This window comes from Agarivorans sp. DSG3-1, assembly GCF_046774965.1.
GTDB lineage: Bacteria > Pseudomonadota > Gammaproteobacteria > Enterobacterales > Celerinatantimonadaceae > Agarivorans.
In genome coordinates, this window is the sequence record NZ_CP177241.1 from 2,063,135 (window position 1) to 2,080,490 (window position 17,356).

At 44.7% G+C, this 17,356-nt stretch carries 15 protein-coding genes; 9 read left to right on the forward strand and 6 right to left on the reverse strand.

Annotated elements, in window-relative coordinates:
* Positions 1-70: 70 nt before the first annotated feature.
* Genes ACLD71_RS09720 through ACLD71_RS09740 form a run of 5 tightly spaced genes read right to left on the reverse strand, consistent with a single transcriptional unit; the run spans position 71 to position 5,834 of the window.
* Positions 71-1,045: a substrate-binding domain-containing protein gene (locus ACLD71_RS09720; protein WP_303513717.1), complete on the reverse strand. Its 975-nt coding sequence runs from the start codon at positions 1,043-1,045 to the stop codon at positions 71-73.
* A 37-nt stretch (positions 1,046-1,082) separates the two neighbouring features.
* On the reverse strand, positions 1,083-2,084 hold the full coding sequence (locus tag ACLD71_RS09725) for an ABC transporter permease (protein WP_235836274.1): 1,002 nt from the start codon (positions 2,082-2,084) through the stop codon (positions 1,083-1,085).
* Positions 2,081-3,616, reverse strand: a complete 1,536-nt coding sequence (locus ACLD71_RS09730) for a sugar ABC transporter ATP-binding protein (RefSeq protein WP_411994440.1) — start codon at positions 3,614-3,616, stop codon at positions 2,081-2,083. The genes ACLD71_RS09725 and ACLD71_RS09730 overlap by 4 nt, the downstream gene beginning before the upstream one ends.
* Positions 3,603-4,772, reverse strand: a complete 1,170-nt coding sequence (locus ACLD71_RS09735) for a Gfo/Idh/MocA family protein (protein ID WP_411994442.1) — start codon at positions 4,770-4,772, stop codon at positions 3,603-3,605. Before ACLD71_RS09735 ends, ACLD71_RS09730 begins: the two co-directional genes overlap by 14 nt.
* Before the next feature lie 9 nt (positions 4,773-4,781).
* Positions 4,782-5,834 carry a sugar phosphate isomerase/epimerase family protein gene (locus ACLD71_RS09740; RefSeq protein WP_411994444.1) on the reverse strand — a complete coding sequence of 351 codons (1,053 nt, stop codon included), beginning with the start codon at positions 5,832-5,834 and terminating at the stop codon, positions 4,782-4,784.
* Positions 5,835-6,190: 356 nt separating this feature from the next.
* On the opposite strand from ACLD71_RS09740, the gene ACLD71_RS09745 reads away from it, so the two are divergent.
* On the forward strand, positions 6,191-7,186 hold the full coding sequence (locus ACLD71_RS09745; RefSeq protein WP_152780420.1) for a LacI family DNA-binding transcriptional regulator: 996 nt from the start codon (positions 6,191-6,193) through the stop codon (positions 7,184-7,186).
* A gap of 14 nt (positions 7,187-7,200) precedes the next feature.
* Here the strand turns inward: ACLD71_RS09745 and ACLD71_RS09750 are convergent, their stop codons facing one another.
* Positions 7,201-8,139 carry a GntR family transcriptional regulator gene (locus tag ACLD71_RS09750; RefSeq protein ID WP_152780418.1) on the reverse strand — a complete coding sequence of 313 codons (939 nt, stop codon included), beginning with the start codon at positions 8,137-8,139 and terminating at the stop codon, positions 7,201-7,203.
* Positions 8,140-8,520: 381 nt separating this feature from the next.
* Between ACLD71_RS09750 and ACLD71_RS09755 the strand changes: the two genes are divergently transcribed.
* From ACLD71_RS09755 to ACLD71_RS09790, 8 genes are all read left to right on the forward strand, one after another.
* Complete coding sequence (locus ACLD71_RS09755; RefSeq protein ID WP_411994447.1) at positions 8,521-9,180, forward strand: aspartate/glutamate racemase family protein; 660 nt, start codon at positions 8,521-8,523, stop codon at positions 9,178-9,180.
* A 35-nt stretch (positions 9,181-9,215) separates the two neighbouring features.
* A complete protein-coding gene (locus ACLD71_RS09760; protein ID WP_411994449.1) occupies positions 9,216-10,289 on the forward strand; it encodes an isocitrate/isopropylmalate dehydrogenase family protein in 1,074 nt (357 codons plus the stop codon).
* Between the two features lie 114 nt (positions 10,290-10,403).
* Positions 10,404-11,372, forward strand: a complete 969-nt coding sequence (locus ACLD71_RS09765) for a Bug family tripartite tricarboxylate transporter substrate binding protein (protein ID WP_411994450.1) — start codon at positions 10,404-10,406, stop codon at positions 11,370-11,372.
* Positions 11,373-11,432: 60 nt separating this feature from the next.
* Entirely contained in the window at positions 11,433-11,915 is a 483-nt protein-coding gene (locus ACLD71_RS09770; protein ID WP_411994452.1) for a tripartite tricarboxylate transporter TctB family protein, read from the forward strand.
* Positions 11,916-11,935: 20 nt separating this feature from the next.
* Entirely contained in the window at positions 11,936-13,459 is a 1,524-nt protein-coding gene (locus ACLD71_RS09775; RefSeq protein WP_152780408.1) for a tripartite tricarboxylate transporter permease, read from the forward strand.
* Between the two features lie 90 nt (positions 13,460-13,549).
* Positions 13,550-14,800, forward strand: coding sequence for a 3-oxo-tetronate kinase (otnK, locus tag ACLD71_RS09780; RefSeq protein WP_411994454.1), 1,251 nt, complete (start codon positions 13,550-13,552; stop codon positions 14,798-14,800).
* Positions 14,793-15,425, forward strand: a complete 633-nt coding sequence (locus tag ACLD71_RS09785) for an aldolase (RefSeq protein ID WP_411994456.1) — start codon at positions 14,793-14,795, stop codon at positions 15,423-15,425. The genes otnK and ACLD71_RS09785 overlap by 8 nt, the downstream gene beginning before the upstream one ends.
* A gap of 149 nt (positions 15,426-15,574) precedes the next feature.
* Positions 15,575-17,206, forward strand: a complete 1,632-nt coding sequence (locus tag ACLD71_RS09790) for a methyl-accepting chemotaxis protein (RefSeq protein ID WP_411994458.1) — start codon at positions 15,575-15,577, stop codon at positions 17,204-17,206.
* The last annotated feature ends 150 nt before the right edge of the window (positions 17,207-17,356 follow it).

Sequence of the window (17,356 nt, forward strand, 5' to 3'; positions counted from 1 at the left end):
ACTAGGTCTATTTCGCTTTTTTGTAGGTGAAATTTAACTTTACCGTTAAGTGATTTAACTCAGTCGCGTACTAATATGCGGCATCGGCGACGACAAACTCGCTAGCGTTATTTGTATCCACCAATTCTGCCGCCAAAATAACTCGCGATGGCGCGCTATGGTACATCTTACCTAGCATTTCATGACGAGCGCCGGTAATCGCTAATGCGATGCCAGAGGCCACCATGCTCGGCGGGTAAGTCACGGTAGCACGCACTACAGGGTTTCCATCTACCACCATTTTGATGATGTCTTGCGAGCCTGCACCGCCAAGTACTGTTTTAATGTCAGTTCGGCCTGACTCTTTAATTGCCTGCATCACGCCTTTTAACATGTCGTCATCTTGGCACCAAACCGCATCAATTTCAGGGTGTTTTTGTAAGTAGTTTTCCATTACGGCTAAGGCTTTCTGGGTTGACCAATCAGCAGGCTGGCTGTCTAGTATGCTCATGCCTTTGTGCTGGGCAATCACATCGTTAAAAGCATCTACCCGCTGCTTATTAATCGGGATCGACATGCCTTCAATCACTACCACTTTGCCTTTGCCATCCATTTCCTTGGCCAACCATTCACCGCTCACGCTGCCTAGGCCTGCATTGTCGCCGGCAATAAACACGTTTTGCGCTGGGGTTTCAAGCTCGCGGTCTACCACTACGGTATAAATACCACTGCCATAAGCCTCTTCAATCACTTTTTGCAACGTGGCTGGGTTGTGCGGCAAAATAACTAAGGCATCAATGCCTTTAATCATTAAATCTTCTACATCGCCCACTTGCTTAGAGCCCGAGCTCGCAGCCACCACGTAGAACTCAACATCATCTTCACTTTTCTTAAAGTCTGCGGCAGCTTTTTCAGCCCACCAAAGTAAACCGGCTGTCCAACCGTGATCTGCTGAGGGAACGGATACACCCACTTTTAAGGTTTTGGCTACCGCCGCATTAATGCCCAGCGAGGCAATTAGCATAGCCGCAAGTAGTAGTTTTCCTATGTGTTGCAATAAACGCATGAGTTACTCTCCTTTGTTTGTTATCTACGGCTTGGTTTTAGCGGTCACGTTTGAATTGCATTAACACTGCAATCAAAATAACCAAACCTTTTACCGTTCCTTGTAAATAGGGTGAAACCCCCATTAAGTTCAGCATGTTGTTAATAATGCCTAAGATGATGGCACCAATAACGGTGCCCCATAGTGTGCCTTTGCCGCCTGCTAGCGAAGTTCCGCCAATAACTACCGCGGCAATGGCATCCAGTTCGTAAAACAAACCCGCGTCACCGGGGCTCACCGAATTAAGACGTGATGACAGCATTACCGCAGACAAACCCACGGTGAATCCCACAATCACAAAAGTTAAGAAGTAAACGCGCTTAACGTTAATCGCCGAGTAGGTGGCAACTTTTGGGTTTGACCCCACCGCGCACACATGGCGACCAAAAGCGGTATGGCGCAAAATGATGTGGCCCACAAAGGCTAAGCCAATAAACAACCACACCGGAATAGGAATACCCATCCAGTAACCGCCGCCAATATCTGGGTAGTGATTGTTTTGCGAGACCATTTCTCCGGCATCACTGATGTATAGGGTGAGCGAGCGAAAGATAGACATGGTGGCTAAGGTGGCAACAAAAGCGGTAATCTTTCCCTTGGTGGTAAGTAAACCATTTACCGCACCAAAAGCCGCTCCCATGGCCATGGCAGCCGCTATTGATACGGTTACCGCCATCCAGCCATCGCCCATATAGTTGAGCAGCATAATCACCAATACGCCCACTAATGCCACCATGGAGCCTACCGATAAATCGATGCCGCCAGCAATAATCACAAAGGTCATCCCTAGTGCGATAATGCCGGTATAAGACACTTGGCGTAATACATTGGTAAGGTTTCTAGGGATAAGAAAGTGCTCACTGGCCATGGCAGAAAGTACCACTAATACCAATAACGCAACTAACGGTGCCCAGTTAGAGAGCGTAAATTTAGGTAGCCTAGTTACCCAGCTAGCTGACGAAGAGTTAGATTTAGTATCCATTTTGGCTACCTCACTCATTGGTGGTTCTCCTGTAGCGTCGCAGATAACGGCGCTGCCTGGCTTTGCAAACCTGCGGCCAAAAACATGATTTGTTGTTCGTTGATGTCCTGATCACGTAACTCTCCTTGAATCTGACCTTCGCGCATCACCAATACCCGGTGAGCGAGCCCAATGAGCTCTTCCATATCTGATGAAATAACCACTACCGCTAAACCTTGCTCGGTCATGCTCTGCACAAAGTGGTAAATTTCTTTTTTAGTGTTTACATCTACCCCGCGAGTAGGCTCATCTAAAATCAGTACTTGTGGTTGAGTGTCCATCCATTTAGACAAGTACACCTTTTGCTGATTACCTCCGCTCAAATAGAGCAATTCGGTATCCAATGAGGCGGCTTTAATATCGAACTTTCGAACATATTGCTGGGCTTTTTCTCGGGTTTGAGCGTGATTAATAAAGCCTTTGCTGTAGTTGTTTAGTGAGATAAGACTAATGTTTTCAGGCAAATTGAAGTTCATCGTTAAACCGCAGCCTTGGCGATCTTCACTTAAATAAGCTAAGCCATGTTTTACTGCGTCTTTAATGTTGTGAATTTGCACCGCTTGCTGCTGCACATAAATGTCGCCTGTTTGGCGGCGGCGTAAACCCATAATGGCTTCGGCGGTTTCGGTGCGGCCACTGCCTATTAATCCGGCAAATCCCAGTACTTCGCCTTGGCGTACTTCAAAGCTGATGTTGCTTAACAGATTTTTCACCGCCAAGTTTTCTACCTTTAAGGCGACTTTACTTTGTACTAGTGAGCGAGGAGGGAACACTTGGTTGAGTTCGCGCCCTACCATTTTTCGCGCCATGTCTTGCTCATTGATTTCGCTAACCTGATCGACGGATATCAGCTCACCATCGCGCAAAATAATCAAACGGTCGCAGAGTTGTTTCACTTCCTTTAGTTTGTGAGAAATGAATAAAATAGTGACACCCTGCGCTTTTAGTTTGTCGATAAGCTTAAACAGTACTTCCACTTCTTGGCTGGTTAACACCGTGGTGGGTTCATCCATAATCAAAATACGCGCTTCGTTGACCAAGGCTTTAGCAATTTCTACCATTTGCTTTTCAGCCACGCTAAGTTCTTCGATTAGCGCATCTGGCGATAGCTGGGTCTCTAGTAAATTCAGCAGTTGGTGAGTGCGTTGGCGCATCGCTTTTTTGTTGAGTAATAGGCGGCCTTTTAGCTCTTGACCTAAAAAGATGTTTTCAAAGACACTTAAGCTAGCGATTAAGTTGAATTCTTGCGGGATCATTGCAATGCCCAAGGCTTTAGCATCACTAGGGCTGGTGATTTCTACCGCCTCCCCAGCCACCAATACTTGCCCACTACTGCGTTGGTAAATCCCTGAAATGATTTTAAGTAGAGTGGATTTCCCCGCGCCATTTTCACCCAAAATCCCCATCACTTCTCCGGCGTTTACTTGCACGCTAATCGCATGCAACACTTGCACGCCGGAAAAGCTTTTAGAGATCTTCTCTAAGCTTAAAATGGGTTCAGGCAAGCTCATGCACATTCTCCAAAGGTGTCCACTTGCCATCGTTTTGTGAGGAATGGATCATCGCGTTGATGAACTGCAAACCTTCTACACCTTGTTTCACTCCAGGTAACAAACTGTTGTTTAAAATCTCGGCGGGAGAATCACCATTACGGGCCGCCCGTATAGCTTGAGCTGTTTCGGTATAAAGGTTGGCAAAACCCTCTAGGTAACCTTCAGGGTGACCTGCTGGTGTTCGAGCTAGGTGTTCAGCCTCTGATTGATAACCGTACCCTGCGCGACTGAGGATACGACTGGGTTGAGCAAACGGGCTGTAGAGTAATTGGTTGGGGTGCTCTTGCGACCATTCAAGGCCGCCATCACTACCGTAAATTCGAATGCGTAAGCCGTTTTCATTACCTGGGGCAACCTGCGAACTCCACAGCATACCGCGCACGCCTTGTTCAAAGCGCAGCATGGCTTGAACATTGTCGTCAAGTACCCGTCCTTCAACAAAGGTGCTTAGTTCAGCGCTCACTTGTTCAAGTTGTAAGCCACTAATAAACGCGGCTAAGTTAAAGGCGTGAGTGCCAATGTCGCCTAAGCAACCTGCTGGGCCAGAGCGTTTAGGATCGGTGCGCCATTCGGCTTGTTTATTGCCGGTATTTTCTGCCGCAGTAGTAAGCCAGTCTTGGGCGTACTCAACTTGTACTAAGCGCAGCTTACCGAGTATGCCTTCACTCACCATTTGCTGAGCTTGGCGAACCATTGGGTAGGCGCTGTAATTATGAGTGAGTACAAATAGCTTGCCGCTGTTATTGGCAAGGTTTTTCAGTTCTATGGCTTCATGCAACGAGCACGTCATGGGTTTATCGCATATTACATGAATACCTGCAGCCAAAAATGCCTTAGCAATAGGAAAGTGCAAGTGGTTAGGGGTAACAATACTTACCGCTTCAATACCATCTTTACGAGCGGCTTCAGCGCTTGCCATCACTGAGTAATCACTGTAGCTTCGTTCGCTTGCAATGCCCAGATCAAGCGCCGACTGTGCCGCTCGCTCTGGATTAGAACTCAAAGCCCCTGCAACTAATTCATAATGGTTATCCAAGCGAGCAGCAATTCGGTGAATAGCACCAATAAATGCGCCGCTGCCACCGCCAACCATTCCTAGTTTAATTTTATCCATGAGTTACTCCTATAAACCCAAAATTCGCAGATTTGCTGCTTGGTCGATGGCGCTGTCGGCAAAATCATCAAAGGCTTTGTCGGTGACTTCAATGATGTGTTGCTCTACAAAGGCTGCGCCTTCCAGCGCGCCAGCTTCGGGGTGTTTAAGGCAACATTCCCACTCAACCACCGCCCAGCCACTAAAGTTGTATTGGGCGAGTTTGGAAAAAATCCCCACAAAATCTACTTGGCCATCGCCTAAAGAGCGGAATCGACCCGCACGTTCTGTCCAGCTTTGATAACCGCCATATACACCTTGTTGCCCGGTTGGGTTAAATTCAGCATCTTTCACATGGAACATTTTTATTCGAGGGTGGTAACGGTCAATAAAGTCTAAATAATCCAGTTGTTGTAGAACAAAATGGCTAGGGTCATACAAGATATTGCAACGCGGATGCTGCTTAACTGCATCCAAGAACATTTCAAAACTAATGCCGTCATGTAAATCTTCTCCGGGGTGGATCTCGTAACATACATCTACGCCAGCTTCATCAAAGGCATCAAGGATCGGTAGCCAGCGCTTAGCTAGTTCAGCAAAGCCCGTTTCAACCAAACCTTGCGGGCGCTGTGGCCATGGGTACATAAAAGGCCAAAGTAATGCACCCGAGAAAGTAGCGTGTGCGCTTAAACCTAAGTTTTTAGAGGCTTTTGCTGCGAGTAGCATTTGGTTTACGGCCCACTCTTGACGAAGGCTGGGGTTGCCTCTTACGGATTCAGGAGCAAAGCCGTCAAACATTTCATCGTAGGCTGGGTGCACTGCAACAAGTTGGCCTTGCAGGTGCGTCGACAGCTCGGTGAGAGTGAGGCCATTGTCGGCAAGCAGGCTTAATACCTCTTGGCAATAGCTTAGATCTTCTGCAGCGCGCTCCAAATCAAACAAACGTTTATCCCAGCTGGGCATTTGCACTCCTTTGTAACCCACACTGGCTGCCCAAGCGGCAATTGAACTAAGTGAGTTAAAGGGCGCTTCGTCACTAGCAAACTGGGCGAGGAACAGCGCGGGTCCTTGTAGGGTTTTCATCGGCAATCCTTTTATCGAAGTTCAAACCAAATGTCGTATTTTGTTGAGACCAAATGTAATCGATTACATTTAGTCTCATAAAAAAACCATGCGCTGTTCAAAGCTGGAGGCGTATAAAGCCGCACTGCATGGCATTTATTTAGTAGTTGAATAAAACTTATACAATAAAATAGTGTTTATCTAGCGTATTTTGCGAAAATGTGATCAGTTTAAAAGTTTATTTTTTGTACAAATTGCTGATTGAGTTCTTAAGTGATTTAAAATAAAGTACTTTATGATAATTGATGTAATCCGTTACATTTGGGCTAAGCTTTCACTAAGGTTAGCCTTGCTTATTACCAAATTAAGGACAGTAAATGCCTACCATAAAAGATGTGGCCAAATTGGCAGGCGTATCTACCGCAACGGTATCTCGGGCGATGATGAGCCCAGAAAAAGTATCCGAGAAAACCCGTTTGAAGGTCGAGTTAGCGGTAGCCGAGTCGGGATTCTCTCCCAATGTGATTGCCCGAAATTTAAGGCGCAGCGAATCGAAAACCATCGTGATTATTGTGCCTGATATTGCCAATATGTTTTTCGCTAGCATTGTGCGTGGGATCCAGCAGGTTGCTTTGCAAAACGGCTACAAAGTGTTGCTGGGGGACTCAATTCACACGGTTGAGCAAGCAAAAGTGTATATGGACTTGGTACGCAGCAAGCAAGCCGATGGCATTATTTCGCTTACCGCTGAGCTACCTATGGAGATCCGCCAAGGTACCGAAATTCCAATGGTGATGGCCTGTGAGTACTTTCCAGGTTTTCCTATTCCCACGGTGCGTATTGATAATCGCGGCTCGGCTAAGCGAGCAGTCGATTATTTATTAGATATTGGGCATAGCCAAATTGGCTGTATTACCGGCCCTATGGAAAACCCAATTTGTGTGGATCGTAAAGCCGGGTATCAAGACAGTCTGCAGCAGCTAAATATTGCCGTTGACGAAGCCGCTTTTGAAGATGGTGATTTTAGTTTTCAGTCGGGGTATAGCGCGTTTATGCGTCTACACGAACACTACTCAATGACAGCGTTATTTTGCTTTAACGACATGATGGCTCTAGGGGCAATGAAAGCGGCCACTCAACTGGGTATTAAGGTGCCGCAACAGTTATCAATAGTGGGCTTTGATGACCTGTTATTTGCCGAATATACCAACCCAGAGCTCACCACCATTCGTCAGCCGCAAGAAGATATTGGTAAGACAGCAGCCAACACGCTAATGAAGATACTGCAGGGAAGCAAAGCCAGCCAAGACACCATTGTGCCCACTCAGTTATTGGTTCGCTCTAGTTGCTGTTCTCCAAGTAAAAGCGGTTAGAGGAGTAGTGAGTCCTAGCCTATTGAGGACGAAGAAACACTATAGCTAAACAGTTCACTGGCTATTTGTTCTTTTTCTTTGGCTGCACGCTCTAAGTGTTTATGAAGAAATGCGGCTGCTTGCTCCAGCTTGTTGCTGTCAATCAATTCTATCAGTTGTAGGTGCTCTTCACATTCAGTTTTAGGAATGCTGCGCTTACTGTGAACATTGTATTCTATGAGTCTTCTAAGGCGATTTACGCGTTGCAAGGCGTCCAGTAAAAATACATTGCCAGATAAACCTACAATCGTTTCATGAAAAAGTACGCCTGCGTTGAACATTTGCGCAGCGGAAACAAGTTTATCGGTATGGTTGAGAATGTCATGTTGTGCCAGCTTGAGCATATGTAATTTAGCGTGGTCAACAAAATAGCCGGGTTCTCTTAAGGCTTCAGACTCAATGAGTTGTCTAAACCGATAGCTTTGTGCATAAGCTTTTGGTGATGAAATGAATTCTTTAAACTCCCAACCGTAGCCTAAACTTCTGGTTAACCAACCTTCTTTCTCCATCGCTATAAGTGCTTCTTGCAGGCTTTTACGATTAACCTGATATTTGTTAATTAAGTCATTCTCTACCATTGCCTTGCTTATGTGGCCGTTTAGGTAATCTTGGCCAATTTGGTAGCAAAGTGGGCTTAAGGAGTCACTGGTTGCTGGGCTTAGCTTTAGAGCTCCAGGATCACTAGGCACATCAGCGGCTAAGAAAAAGCCCTGATTGGGTTTTCGAATAAGTAAACCTTGTTCTTGTAGCTGGGAGAATGCCGCGCGAATAGGAGTTCTAGATACCTTTAACTCATTAGCAAACTGCATCTCTTTAAGGTGAGTATTGGCGGCAAGCTGTCGTTGGCAAATAATTTCATAGATGCGGGCGGCGAGTAGTTCGGTAGAGCTGCTTTTTTTGCTACTAGTTGTCATTTTAAGTCTTCCATGATGTATACCGCGCAGAAACAACCTGCCTAACAATTTGTAAGTAAGTGATAACAAAATTGTTAAATTGCATTTTTATACCAAATTGTACTTTCTACAAAGATGTATACAAGTATTTGTGAGCGACTTCAACAATCTGAACTTCTATTTTTCAATCTTATTAATTGTATTTTAGCAATTCTAAATACACTCTATTTCCTTTGTGTTCTTTTTAAAACAATGGCTTACGTTTAATTATTGAATGTTTGTAGTGCTTTTGTTTCCTTTGATTGTGATTGAAACATGCAGTTAACATTTTGTTGACAAGGTTTTATCCAACTCTTAAATTGTATTTAGTTTTTACAAAATACAAAAAATAAAGGTAAGGAAATGCCAAGAGTAGTACTTATTCATGCGGTTCAAATTGCCATGCAGCCTATTCAATCTGCATTTCAACAGTATTGGCCTGAAGCTGAGTTAATCAATATTCTCGATGAGTCACTAAGTATTGAACGCGCTAAACAAGAGCAGCTTAGCCAGGCGCTTATTTCGCGCATTATTGACTTAAGTGAATATGCCACCTCATTAGGCGCCGACGCTGTGTTGTTTACTTGTTCTGCTTTTGGAGAGGCCATTGAAATGGCGGCAGAGCAAAGTGCGATTCCTGTCCTAAAACCAAACCAAGCCATGTTTTTACAAGCCATAAACATTAGCCCTAATGTCGGCATGATTGCTTCATTTGAGCCAGCTGTTGCCGGCATGGAACAAGAGTTTAATCAGTTAGCTAAGGCGCAGGGTAAAGACGCTCAAATTACCACGGTGTGTGTAGCCGAAGCGAAAGAGGCGCTAAAGCAAGGTGATGTGGATAAACATAACCAATTAACTGCCAATGCCGCTAAGCAGTTGAGTGAGCAGCCAGTATTAATGTTGGCGCACTTTTCCTCATCTCGCGCTTTAGATGCGGTGAAAAAGGCAACAGGAAAACAAGTGCTTAGCAGCCCAGTGAGCGCAGTAGAAATGTTACGAACAGTTTTAACGAAAACGGCTTAGGCCATTAAGAACAACCAGTAAGAAAAGAGGTAAAGATGAAGATTATTGTATTGCCTGGAGATGGCATTGGTCCTGAGATCACCAACGGTGCGTTGAAAGTACTAGAAGCCGCAAATCAAAAGTTTGCACTTAACTTGCGTTATGACTTTGACGATGTAGGGTTTAGCAGTTTAGAAAAATATGGCACCACTTTACGTGAAGAAACGCTAGAGAAGGCAAAAACTTACGACGGTATTATTTTGGGTACGCAGTCTCATGCTGATTACCCCAAGCCCGAGCAGGGGGGGCGTAATGTCTCTGCTGGATTCAGGATTGGTTTAGATCTTTATGCCAATGTTCGTCCAGCGCGTTCACGCTCATTTATCGATACCAACATGAGCGCTGGCAAAAGTATCGACTTAGTCATTATGCGTGAAGCCACTGAAGGTTTTTACCCAGACCGCAATATGACTGAAGGCTGGGGCGAAGTGATGCCATCACCTGATATGGCTTTGTCTATACGGAAAATTACCCGTCATTGTTCTGAGCGCATTGCTCGTCGAGCCTTTGAGCTGGCGATGACCCGTCGCAAAAAAGTTACCGCAATTCATAAAGCGAATAGCTTTCATATGACAGATGGTTTGTTCCTAGATGTAGTGCGAGATGTTGCTAAGGAATTTCCAGAAGTAGAGCTGGATGATTTGCTTGTCGACGCCTCTACCGCGCATTTAGTGCGCAACCCAGAGCGATTTGATGTGTTAGTCGCGACCAATTTCTATGGCGACATTATAAGTGATTTAGCTAGTGAGCTGTCTGGCAGCTTAGGTTTGGCCGGATCGATGATGGCTAGTGACCACTATTGCTGCGCCCAAGCTCAGCATGGTTCTGCCCCGGATATTGAAGGCCAAGATAAAGCCAATCCGGTGTCGATGATTTTGTCTGTTGCCATGTTGATTGAGTGGATGGGCGAGCGCCATAACAAACAAGACTTGATTACTGCTGCCAAAGCGATGGTTACGGCGGTAGATGCAACCTTAGAAAACCCAATTAACAGAACAGCCGATTTAGGCGGACAGTTGGGCTGTAAAGCCTTTAGCCAGGCTGTTGCTGACACTTTAGCTGCGAGCTAAATCAAATGATGTTGAGAATGATGTACAGCATCTCCAAGAGTGGAAACTGTGAGTTAGTGCTTAGTTAAAGCGCTTAGCTTTCGGCAACCTAGAAATATAATTAAGGAAGATAAGATGTCATTACTGAAAAAATTTGTTGCGCTGCCGATGATGGCTGCATTAATCGCTTCGCCACTTAGCTTAGCGAGCGATATTGATTACCCTACAAAGCGTTTAAATTACACCATTGCCTTCGGGCCGGGTGGTGGTAACGACCTGATGTCTCGCACTGTGGTCGATATTCTTAAAAAGTACCAATTTTACTCTAAGAACATTCGAGTAGATAACCTTGCTGGTGGCAGTGGCGCGGTTGGTTTTAACTACGTAGCCCAAAAGAAAGGTAGCCCATACAACATGAGCTCTACCAGCGGTAACTTCTTAGGTACACCGTTAGTGTCTAATACGGGCTGGACTTATCGCGATTTCACTCCAATTGGTTTGTTGGCACAAGATGCGATGTTTATTGTTGTAAGAGCAGATTCTGACTTCAAAACGGCGAAAGATTTTGTTGAGTATGCCAAAACAAACCGCGTCACTATAGGTGGCACCGGAGCTGCAGGTCCTGAGCGTGTAGTAGCCAGCTTGTTTGCCGAAGCCGCGGGCTTTAATTACGACTATGTTCCATCGCAAGATGGCGGCGGTATGGTGACTTCGCTTACATCGAATAGTGTTGATGCCATTGTAGCTAACCCTTCAGAAGTGTCTGGCCAAATAACGGCTGGCAATTTCCGTCCATTGGCTTATTCAGAAGCCCAACGCAGTACCGTTTACGCTGAAGTACCCACGTTTATGGAGGAGGGATATGACTTCGCATTTTCCTTACCAAGAGGGGTTGTAATGCCTGCTGGTATCGATAGCGAAGTGCGTGACTGGTGGGTGGCAACATTACAAAAAGTAGTGGCAACTCCAGAGTGGAAAGAATACCTAGAAACAAACAGTCTGTCTGGAAATACGGTTTGGGGTGAAGACTTTGCTGCAAATTTAGCAGCCACCAGTGCCGATTTTGAAAGAGTGTTGACGCAGATTGGCGCCATTAAGAAGTAAGCGTATTAAAGAGCAGTCAGCGGCGGCTTGCCGCCGCTATAACGAGTTAAGGATGTAACAATGCGACATTGGTTTTCAATCGGATCATTAGTGTTTTCCTTGGCCTTTACCATCTATGGGTTCAGCACTTTGGATCTTTATGATGTAAATGGAAGACCAGGTCCGGGCTACTTTCCGTTGATTATCGGTATTGGCCTCATTATTTGTACTGGAATAAACACGGTTAAAGACCTAGCAGCTGTAAAGGCTAAACAGCAACAAGCTGGAGCTGAAGGCCAACAGGAAATGGCTCAGCAGCCGACCTATGCCAAAGACACCTTAGTCATAGCCAGTTTGGTTGGCTTGCTGATTGCGGTGCTAAATAGTGCTGGAGCCATTATTGCCATGATTGTCTTTATGTTGTTGTTTTTGTGGTACTTCAATCCTGGGAAAACTAAACAAAATATTAGCTATGCGGTGCTGTTTCCTGGGGCTGTGTATTTGCTGTTTGATGTTTGGCTACAAGCGGGTTTACCCGACGGTTTGTTAAGTTACTTCTACTAGCGTAGGAAGAGGTTAGTAAGATGTTTTTAAGTGAAATGTTTGCCAATTTATCATTTGGCTTATCGGTTGCTTTTACCACCACCAATTTGTTTTTCTTGTTGGTAGGCGCATTTGTAGGAATGGTTGTGGGACTGTTCCCTGGTTTTGGTCCGGCAGCAGGTATTGCGATACTGATACCGATGACCTTTGGCTTAGATCCAACCACAGCAATTATTTTGTTGTCGGGGATTTACTATGGCTCGATGTACGGTGGCACCATTACCTCTATTTTAATTAACACTCCGGGGGAATCGGCCACGGTTGCATCAACTTTGGATGGTTACCCGTTGGCTAAGCAAGGTCGAGCTGGTCCAGCATTGGTAATGCAAGCCATTGCATCTTTTGTTGGCGGTACTATCGGCGTAGTTTTAATTTGCGGTTTCGCGCCCTTATTAGCTCAATTTGCGTCTTCATTTGGGCCGTCGGAGTACTTTTTAATCATCATGTTAGGTTTGTTATTGCTCACAACTATGATGGGAGATAACCGACTTAATGGCATGGTGTCAGCGCTATTTGGTTTTGCTATTGCAATGGTTGGGGTTGACTCAGTAAGTGGCGCTCAGCGTTATACATTTGGCTCGCCAGAGCTGATTGGTGGCATTTATTTTGTTCCGGTTGCTATTGGTTTGTTTGGTATAGGTGAGTTGTTGTATTGCATTTATACCGGCCAACATAAACAAGAAGTATCGCGAGTGAGCTTTTCGTTATTCTCTAAAGACTTTTGGCCAAATACCAAAGATTACTTCGAGTCTCGTTTTACTTTCTTTAGAGGCTCCATAATTGGTTTTATTGCCGGTGTATTACCAGGCTCAGGGGCCACAATTGGTTCTATTTTGGCTTACTCGGTAGAGAAAAAAGTCGCTAAAGAGCCAGAGAAGTTTGGTAAAGGCGAAATGAAAGGCTTGGTTGCGCCAGAAACCGCCAATAACGCTGCATCGGCAGGTGCTATGGTGCCGCTCATTGCATTGGGGATTCCTGGTTCGGGGGCAACCGCAGTATTGCTAGGGGCCTTAATGATGTGGGGTTTACAGCCAGGTCCAATGTTAATTGATAGTAATCCAGATTTAGTGTGGGGCCTAATTGCCAGCATGTATATGGGCAATATGGTGTTAGTCATTCTTAGTATTGTTGCTATACCACTGTTTGTTAAGTTCCTTGACATCCCTTATCGCTTAGTTGTGCCAGTGATTGTCATTCTTTGTGTGGTCGGTGCTTATGCGCTTAACAACAGCATTATTGAGACCTCAATGCTAATTGTTATGGGCATAGTTGGTTTTGGTATGAAGGTATACGGCTACTCTCCAGCTGCAACTGTTTTAGCCTTGGTGTTAGGGGGCATGGCCGAAAGCACCTTCTTACAATCGCTAATTATTAGCCAAGGTAACTTAGATATCTTTGTCCAACGACCAATCTCGTTAGTGCTGAGTTCGGTTATGTTTGCCGCTATTGGTATCTCTGGGTTCTTTAAGCTTCGTCAATGCTTAAAAGCAAAGCGTAGCGCTTAACTCACTAACTTTAGCTGTGTTACCTATCTGTAATGCAGCTTTTCTTTAATTCTAACTTAGCTGCTCAAGAGGCAGTGAAGGAGCCTTGTAATGCGATTAGGAATCATTGCTGATGATTTTACCGGAGCAACCGACATCGCCAGCTTTTTGGTTGAGAATGGTTTGAGCGCGATACAATTTAGCGGCATACCTAAACAAAATATAACAGAAGAACCCGATGCAATTGTGGTGAGCTTAAAGTCTCGCTCTTGTCCTGTAGAGCTGGCTGTTGGGAATTCCTTAGCCGCACTGGAATGGCTAAAAAATCAAGGGTGTGAACGTTTCTATTTTAAGTACTGTTCTACTTTTGATAGCACTGCCGCAGGAAATATAGGGCCGGTTACCGATGCTCTATTAGCGGCCTTAGATTTTCCCTATACAATTGTTTGTCCGGCCTTGCCTGTTAATGGTCGAACAGTGATTAATGGCCAGCTATTTGTTCATCATCAGTTGCTTAACGCGTCGGGCATGCGTCATCACCCAGTGACACCTATGGTTGATTCTGATGTTGCCAGAATGATGGAGCAGCAAAGCCAAGGCAAAGCTGCGAATATTTTTTACCCCGAGTTAGCTAAAGGTAATGAATATTTAGCTGCAAAAATGGCCGAACTTGCCGATGCAGGCGCAAAATATCTAGTGTTAGATACTCTGGATGAGCAGCACTTGAACGTTATTGCTAGCGCCAGCGCCAACTTGCCTCTTGTCACAGGAGGATCTGGATTAGCTGCCGGAATTGCTCACTGTTGGCCTAAAGCCTCTCACATCGGACGAAGTGTTGAGGCTTGTCCGCGGCCTTCTTCAGCGGTGGTGTTATCGGGCTCTTGTTCAGACATGACTAATCAACAAGTGGCGTTATACCAAGCTAAAGCAGCCTCTCATGCCCTAGATATTGAACGTTGTTTTAATCAGCCAGACTATCCAGAAGAGTTAGCGCAATGGGTGTTGGATAACCAGCGTACCTATGCCCCAATGATTTACGCCACGGCTGATCGCCAAGCTCTTTCAAAGGTACAGCAGCAGTTTGGTGAACAGCAAGCTAGCCAAGCTATCGAGCGTTTTTTTGCACAGGTGTCAGTGTTATTGGCAGACAAAGGAGTGCAAAACTTTATTGTGGCTGGGGGAGAAACCTCTGGTGCGGTTACCCAAGCTCTAAAGGTGAATGGTTTGCGTATTGGTCCTCAAATAGCGCCTGGCGTACCTTGGGTTAGAGCTTTAGATAAAACCCTATATTTGGCGCTAAAGTCTGGCAACTTTGGTGAACCGCATTTTTTTGCTAAAGCACAGGAGCTGATCCATGAATGAACATCAACAGCGTAAACAACTTTGTGAACTCGCAAAATCTATGTTTGATAGGGGCTACGCCACCGGAGGTGCCGGTAATATTTCTGTTCAGCTAGATAAAGGAATGTTTCTGGCTACCCCTACGGGTTCTAGCTTTGGAAGGTTGGAGCCCGATACCCTTTCCTTAATTAGTCAATCAGGTGAGCACATTAGCGGAGATAAGCCCTCTAAAGAAGTAAGTTTTCACTTGGCTATATATAAAAATCGACCAAGTTGTAAGGCGATTGTGCATTTACATTCAACTTATTTGACCGCCTTATCGAGCTTAAAGAACTTGAATACTGATAACGCTATTAGGGCCTTTACACCCTATTACGTTATGCGAGTTGGCCAGCTTCCTGTAGTGCCTTATTACAACCCTGGTGATCCGATGATTGCTACTGAGTTAGCTGCGTTAGCACCCAAACATCGCGCCTACCTATTAGCGAATCACGGGCCGGTAGTCACTGGTATTGATTTACTGGATGCGGTTGATAATGCAGAAGAGTTAGAGGAAACAGCAAAACTAACCTTGTTATTAAAAGATAACGACGTGGCTTATATTTCTGATGACAATCTTAAAATACTGGCCAATAAAGGAATTTAAACCAAACAACAATAAGAGCTAGCAAAGCTTAGCCAACAAAGGCTGTAAGCGCCAAGTAGTGCTTGCAGCGCCTTTTGGACGTGGTACTTGCACAATGCGCTTCCTATCGCTAATTCAAGCTACCACGGTTTTTTGATCAAGGAAAACCGATGAATATTAATAGCAGTTTAAGAAGAAAGTACACTTTAGTGTTTGTTTTTCAGGCTTTGTTTTTCGTGTTTGTGGCTGGTTACTTTTATTATGCAACGCTTTTTTTAGATCAAAAGCTGCGGGATTTTTCTAGGGTATACAGTCCTAGCATTGCGGCTGTTACAGCTGCAGACAGAGATCTATATCAAGCTCGTTTAGCAGAAGCGTTATTATTTCAAGGTGAGTTAAGCCCCTCCAAATTTGAATCTTTAAATAAAGACTCCATCAAAAATGCTCAGCAAGCTTTTGATGGAATGCAAACCTTTGTAACCTTGATGAGTGAACAAAACAGCGACTTAAGCCACTTAGCATCTTTTAGGCAAGTGCATAGTGGTTGGCAAACACAGCATGAAAACGTCTTTTCTTTGGTAGAGCAGCAACTTAAAACGGGAAATGCGCAACAAATACCTGCTAATGAAAGCGCATTTGAGCAACTACGGGAACAATTTAAAGTAGCAGGGGATATTGTTGAAGCCTTAATGACCGAGCAGCAATTGTTGGTAGCCAACAAAGTTAGCCAGTTTAAAAAGGTCATTATCGCTATGGTTGCAATGGTGATTATTATCAGCGCTTTGTGTTCTTGGTTAGTTCCTAAATATATCTCTCAGTCGATCAAGCAAGTAACAGAGGGAATCAACTCTGTTAACTCTGGAGACGGTAATCTACAACGAAGAATAGAATCTACACGTAGAGACGAAATTGGCCAGCTAGTAGCCGGGTTTAACGACTTTGTAGGCTCTTTGGCTCAATTGGTAAAAGGGATTAAAAATGAATCTAATTCTTTAGATAAGCAAACCGTTTTACTAAAAAGTGAAGCAGAAAAATCTTCACAATTAAGCCAATCACAATATCAAGCCATGGAGGCTATTGTTACCGCTGTTAACCAAATGAGTGTGGCAATAAAAGAGGTGGCACTTAGTGCCAGTAATACGGCCGATGAAATGGAAACCGTGAATAAAGTGACAATAAATGGCCAGGAAACCTTAGAGCAGTCGGTGCAAAAAATAGAGAGTTTATCGGATAAAATTAGCTCGGCTTCAGTAGTTATCCAAGAGTTATCTAATAACTCAGAGCAAATTGTAACGGTATTAGATGTGATTCGAGGTATTTCTGAGCAAACTAATTTACTTGCTTTAAATGCCGCGATCGAAGCAGCCCGTGCTGGAGAGCAAGGCAGGGGATTTGCTGTTGTGGCCGACGAAGTTCGAAACTTAGCCAGTAAAACCCGTCATTCTACAGAGAATATTCAAGAGATGATTACTAATTTACAAGACGGGGTAAAACAAGCGGTAGACACAGTGGAAGACAGCGTTGTGGGAGCGCAAGCAGTAGTTAAGTTGTCTGGACGAGCGAGTAAGGCCTTGGTTGAAATATTAGGTGTTACAGAGAAGGTTCAAGATATGTCTATTCAAACGGCGGCGGCAACCGAGCAGCAAAGTATCGTGGCCGAAGACATCAATCAGAATTTGGTAGGGCTATCTGAGATGACTAGTGATTTATCCAATATCGCTAATCAACTAAACGATATTGCACTTGCTACACGAAGTACCTCGCAAAACATAGATTCTAAGGTTGAGCACTTTACTGCGTAACGGTGATTGTAGAGGACTTAGTATGCAGTTAATGGGTGTTGTCATAAAGAAGTCCTCTTTATGTCAACCTATTTCCGGACGGGACATATGTCTACAAAAAAGCCAGTCTAGAGACTGGCTTTTTACATTCTAGCGATTAGCTTTTAGTGA